Below are 4,107 nucleotides of genomic sequence, written 5' to 3' on the forward strand. Positions count from 1 at the left end.
TAGGTATTATGACCAGGGTGTGGGGCGGTTTACGAGAAGGGATGTTTATGAGGGATTCTTCAATAAGCCATCAAGCTTACACAAGTATGTTTATACAGATAACAATCCAGTAAACTATAACGATCCAACTGGTTTATCTAGGTTTTTAACCAGGCAGCAACGGAAAGAGATAGGAAATGAAATTCATAAAATAATTGGAGAAGATTTTATTAGTACAAGTCGAGATCGAAGAGCAGATATTCCAGAACCAAACCGAGGACTCACCATTAAGAAGATTCTTCGTGAAGCAGATGGTTTAACAAATGGACATCCAGGCTGGAATCGTCTGAAGCCAGATTTAGCAGATTATGATACTCGTGAAATTTATGAGATAAAATCGTTTAGTAACTTGGCACAAGCTCATCTAGAAGTTATAGTTTATGAAGCTGTTTTGAATAGAGCTCCGGGGCAAACCAATAATTGGGAGGCAGGAAGTGCTGCTAATTATACTTTTACTGGAGGTCCTATAGCTTTACCGTATGGTAAAACTGCTTATGTACTTCCTCCAAGAAACGGAGTAATTTTATATAGATTGCTTGATGATGATTTAGATCCAAAGGTATCTACGAGTACCATTGTTGCAACAACAGCGATTTTAACATCTTTAATAGTTCAAGCAGCAGTAAGAAGTTCAAGAGCGCCTAGTTTGGCATTTTAACATCTTTGAATGGTTCAAGCAGCAGTAATAAGTTTAAGAGCGCCTAGTTTGGTTTAGTTTAAATAGTTAATACTAATGAGGAAATATATGAAAAGAAGCTTAATGTCTAAAATATTGGAGTATAGATTATACAATTGGGCCATGAATGAGGCAGTAAATGAAGCACGAACTGAATTTTCTAGACTGTCTCAGATGAATTCTTCTGGAATAAACCAGAGAATTTGGGCTATAGAAATACTCGGCTTAGATAAACAACTAGCTCTACAGGCTCTGATCAAAGTATGCTCTAAAAATTTAATGGATTTAATAGACATTACAGTATCAGAAGAAGAAGAAAAACTTGCTAAAACAATTATTGATGTAGCTATGAGTCCAGAAGTTAGACAGATGGTAGAGAAGCGACTGTCTCAGCTAGTACCTATAGGAAAAAGAAAGGTTAAACAATTACTCAAGCAATTTTGGATGGAAGAATTTGACACTAAAATACCTACAAATCTTTGTATTGCCACAAAAATAAATGAGGATTTTTTTGTGGAGACATACCTAGATTGCGATACGTATTCTTGCGAATATTTTCATCATATAATTTGGATTGACAAAGCTAATAATGCGGAAATCAAAATAAATCTACTTCCCATTAATTTACATGAATGTCTCGGTCTGCATGTTGGTGGTTGGTGCTTTTTGAGTGAAGAGAATGCAGTGGCATCTATCCAGCAAATGGTGAGTTATTGCAAAGATTTTATAAATTATGCACCACAGCTTGTAAGTGGTTTAGAGGCTTTCGCAGAAAAAGCTCCTCATAGCTAATACTTCCTTTGGAGGAGGAGAAGGTTATTAATTATGTTTATGATGATGTGGGAAATTGCTTAGAGAAGGTTGATTCTGTTGAGGGGACTACGACTTATCGTTACGATGATAACGACCAGTTGCGGGAGGAGAATTCTAATGGTGAGGTCGTTGTTTACGAGTACGACGATAATGGTAATACGATTTCTGAGACTGTTAATGGTGTCGAGCAGAAGGTTTATATTTGGGATGACCGGAATCGTTTGGTAGAGGTGCGTTTTGCTGATGGTAAGGTTGTTACTTATGGTTATGATGATGGGAATATTCGGGTTTCTGAGGTTGTTGATGGAGTTGAGACTCGGTTTTTGTTGGATAAGAATCGTCCTTATGCTCAGGTGTTCGAGGAGTATGTTGATGAGACGTTGGATGCAGAGTATGTTTATGGAAGGGATTTGATTTCTCAGACGCGGGGTGGGGTTGATTCTTTCTATTTGGTTGATGGTTTGGGTAGTACGCGGGGGTTGACAGATGCGAGTGGGGGTGTTGTCGCGAATTACACTTAGAGCCCAGGCACTAATGCTACCTTGGATGTTATAGCTCCTATTAGCGCCCCTAATATAGAGAAAATAAAATTCAACCCGTAAACAATAAAGATCAAAAGCTATGAAATATCAATTTTGGGATGATTATATCATTGAAGGAACAGAAGACTATGTAGGTTTATGGCAAATCATAGGTCGGTTTAGGAGAAAGTTCCCACAAGCAAACCCACAAGAAATAAAATTGATGACTCTTGAAACAACCCGAGGGATACTGGAGACTGGTTTCATGGAAATTGGAATGTTTGAGTATGTTGATCAAAATAATTTGGAATATCAAATATGGAATCTAGATATTGAAAGTATAATTAATCGCATTGAAAGAGAATGGGATGAGCTAGGTCGAATACCTAGTCTTGGTGAGATAGCTTGGCTAATTACAACAAAAAAAGGAGAAAAGGAAACTGAAAGAATTTTCAAACGGAGAAAAAAAATTGAGTTAGCTCTTTTGAAACTTCTGGAAGAGATTTTAAATAGACCTGAAAAACAGTTGGAATTAACAGATAGTTTTGTTAATGATTTGAAAATAGACTCAGATGTACTTAGCTCTAAGTTGGCTTTGCGAATTGAAGAAGAATTAGGAATCAAGCTACCAGTGGAAGAATGGGCTGAAGTTTATACAATTGACGACCTTCTGTTTTTATTGTATGAATACCACCACGATCGGACATCAACTGTAGAAAATAGGGACGGTTTATGATGCTGCGGGGAATCGTTTGAGGAGCAATGATTCTGTTGAGGGTGAGACTGTTTATCAGTATGATGATAATGACCGTCTGTTGGAGTCTACGATTAATGGTGTAGTTACTGTTTATGGTTATGACGATAATGGCAACATGATTTCTCAGACTGTCAAGGGTGAAACTAGCACTTATGTTTGGGATGACCGCAACCGTTTGGTAGAAGCTCGAACTGCTGATGGGGATGTTATCACTTATGAGTACAATAATGAGAATATTCGGGTTTCTTCGAGTATTAATGGGGCGAAGACAACTTATTTGGTAGATGCTAATCGTCAGTAGATGATGCACTAATACGTGGAGCTATATGGAGACGACATGCAATAGGAAGAGCTATGGGTACAGACTTTGCTTCACATGCAAGCAAAGTTCTGCAAAAATATGCTCAGTCCAGCACATTTATGTTATCAAGCTTTCTTTTTAGCTTTGTTGTAGGTTACACATCAGGTTCTGCAACTCGCAAAGGGTTTGATTCGCTATACTAAAAAGAATAAAAAAATGCCAGTTACTAAGGAAAAAACTATGTTTTTTAATTGGAGAACTCAAAAAAAAAAATACTTCCTAGATAGGGCAACTATGAATGATGGAGAGTTTGCATTAAGTGTTTTCTCAAACATTGATTTATGGGATAATTTTCAGATGGAATTTTACAAAAAATTAGTTAGGGTATATCGTCTTAAGCTAGAAGATATTTTTAATATTCCAGCAGAAAAGTTCTATCCCGAAGATAAACTTGAAGAATTTATGCATCATGTAAAAAGAGACTGGGATTTTCTGGAAATAATTTTTTGCCTTGAAGAAGTTTTGGAAACTCCTGTTGATGTCATGTACGACTTTAATAGTAAGCTATCTATAGGAAAGTGGCTTCTAGAATTATTTATAGAGTTTTCTAAACCTACCAATTATTAAAGTGTAATGTGAGTTAATAGTGTAGTTACTGCTTATGGTTATGACGACCATGGGAATCTGACTTCTCAGACTGTTAACGGTGAAACTAGCACTTATGTTTGGGATGACCGCAACCGTTTGGTAGAAGCTCGAACTGCTGATGGGGATGTTATCAATTATGAGTACAATAACGAGAATATTTGGGTAACTTCCAGTGTTAATGGGGCGAAGACTACTTATTTGGTAGATGCTAATCGTCCTTATGCTCAGGTGTTGGAGGAGTATGAGGATGAGAGTGTTAAGGTGAGTTATGTTCATGGTTTGGATTTGATTTCTGTAGAGCAGGAGGGAGAAGTTTCTGTTTATTTGGTTGATGGTTTGGGTAGTACGCGGG

The 4,107-nt window shown here is 37.1% G+C and carries 6 protein-coding genes and 1 pseudogene; all 7 read left to right on the plus strand.

Going from position 1 to position 4,107, the window contains the following annotated elements:
* Positions 1–697: RHS repeat-associated core domain-containing protein (locus AC3DU7_RS27145; protein WP_488042378.1), on the plus strand; the 697-nt coding region annotated here is incomplete at its 5' end.
* A gap of 102 nt (positions 698–799) precedes the next feature.
* Complete coding sequence (locus tag AC3DU7_RS27150) at positions 800–1,507, plus strand: hypothetical protein (RefSeq protein ID WP_488042379.1); 708 nt, start codon at positions 800–802, stop codon at positions 1,505–1,507.
* Between the two features lie 8 nt (positions 1,508–1,515).
* A complete protein-coding gene (locus tag AC3DU7_RS27155) occupies positions 1,516–2,049 on the plus strand; it encodes a hypothetical protein (RefSeq protein WP_488042380.1) in 534 nt (177 codons plus the stop codon).
* Between the two features lie 100 nt (positions 2,050–2,149).
* Complete coding sequence (locus AC3DU7_RS27160; protein ID WP_488042381.1) at positions 2,150–2,785, plus strand: acyl carrier protein; 636 nt, start codon at positions 2,150–2,152, stop codon at positions 2,783–2,785.
* 16 nt (positions 2,786–2,801) lie between these two features.
* Positions 2,802–3,107 (plus strand): hypothetical protein, encoded by a 306-nt coding sequence (locus AC3DU7_RS27165; RefSeq protein WP_488042382.1) that lies wholly within the window; start codon positions 2,802–2,804, stop codon positions 3,105–3,107.
* A gap of 216 nt (positions 3,108–3,323) precedes the next feature.
* The gene (locus AC3DU7_RS27170) at positions 3,324–3,734 is read left to right on the plus strand and encodes a hypothetical protein (RefSeq protein WP_488042383.1); all 411 of its coding nucleotides are present in this window, start codon (positions 3,324–3,326) and stop codon (positions 3,732–3,734) included.
* Positions 3,735–3,851: 117 nt separating this feature from the next.
* Positions 3,852–4,107: pseudogene (locus AC3DU7_RS27175) on the plus strand (RHS repeat-associated core domain-containing protein); the annotation flags it as partial.

This window comes from Okeania sp. (assembly GCF_983059655.1).